Genomic DNA, 1,244 nt, shown 5'->3' on the forward strand with positions numbered 1-1,244 from the left:
AGTCCGTGGGTATCTGTCTGATCGGTGGCATCGATGAGAATGGCAATCCTGAGGACAACTACACCTCGGCACAATGGCTCATGCTGGAAATGCTGGTAGAAACCCTGGAGCTTCGTTATCCACAGGCAATGGTGGTCGGTCACTACTTTTTCACACCATACAAGACCTGCCCTAATTTCATCGTTGAAGACTGGATGGCGAACCGATGAGTTGGGCAGCAGCAATCCCCGTCCTCGGAAAGATCATCGAGAGAATTATCCCTGACCCGGATAAGGCGGCAGAGGCAAAAAAGTCTCTGGTGAACATGGCGGTCAAAGGGGAGTTGGATGAACTGGCCGAGCGTGCCGGGGTCATCAAGGCAGAGGCTCAGGGCGACAGTTGGCTGCAGAGATCATGGCGGCCGATTGTCATGTTGATCTTTACCGGGCTAATCGTGGCAAGGTGGCTCGGGTGGTCGGCTCCTGACTTATCCGAGGCCGTGGAGCTGAAACTGTTCTCCATCGTCCAGCTGGGTATCGGCGGTTACATTGCCAGCCGTGGAATTGAGAAAGTGGCAGATAAAATCAGGCGCTAAGGAATGGCAGCTAAAAAATACAAGATGGTGGATCGCAAAGTCGCTGACCTGATCCCCTACATCAACAACTCTCGTATTCACAGTGATGACCAGGTGCTGCAAATCTGTTCATCGATCAAAGAGTTCGGTTTTACCAATCCCGTTCTCATTGATGAAGAAAACGGCGTGATAGCAGGCCATGGCCGGATAATGGCGGCTAAAAAGCTCGGCATGGATAAGGTGCCCTGCATTATTCTGGCGGGGTTATCCGAAGCGCAGAAAAAAGCCTACGTTATTACTGACAATCAGCTATCTCTTACGTCAAGCTGGAATATGGAAACTCTGGCTCTGGAAGTCGAAGCTCTTCAGGCTGAAGACTTCGACCTGAATATCCTCGGTTTTTCAGACGAAGAAATGAATAACCTGGTTATCAGTTTTGACGCTGATGAAGTTCCTCCTCCCGAGCTGGCCTCCGGGGAAAAAGACACCCTGCGGCAGTGCACGTTTACCCTCACTGATGAGCAATACGAAACCGTTATGGCGTCTATCGCCAAGGCCAAGGAGTTAGGGCCGTTTGGTGAAACCGGCAATGAGAACGGCAATGGCAACGGTCTGGCCAGAGTCGCTGAGGTGTTTAATGGGCAAGGCTAAGGACATTCAGGTCAAGTTCATCAGCAAGAAAGATGCTGAT

At 51.2% G+C, this 1,244-nt stretch carries 3 protein-coding genes; all 3 read left to right on the top strand.

Features of this window, described 5'->3' with window-relative positions:
- Nucleotides 1–209: peptidoglycan recognition protein family protein (locus AK963_RS29235; RefSeq protein ID WP_175404730.1), on the top strand; the 209-nt coding region annotated here is incomplete at its 5' end.
- Nucleotides 206–574: a 3TM-type holin gene (locus AK963_RS29240; protein ID WP_066018757.1), complete on the top strand. Its 369-nt coding sequence runs from the start codon at nucleotides 206–208 to the stop codon at nucleotides 572–574. The genes AK963_RS29235 and AK963_RS29240, both read left to right, overlap by 4 nt.
- A gap of 3 nt (nucleotides 575–577) precedes the next feature.
- Nucleotides 578–1,204 carry a ParB/Srx family N-terminal domain-containing protein gene (locus tag AK963_RS29245; RefSeq protein WP_066018758.1) on the top strand — a complete coding sequence of 209 codons (627 nt, stop codon included), beginning with the start codon at nucleotides 578–580 and terminating at the stop codon, nucleotides 1,202–1,204.
- Nucleotides 1,205–1,244 lie beyond the last annotated feature (40 nt).

The organism is Endozoicomonas atrinae (assembly GCF_001647025.1).
GTDB classification, from domain to species: domain Bacteria; phylum Pseudomonadota; class Gammaproteobacteria; order Pseudomonadales; family Endozoicomonadaceae; genus Endozoicomonas; species Endozoicomonas atrinae.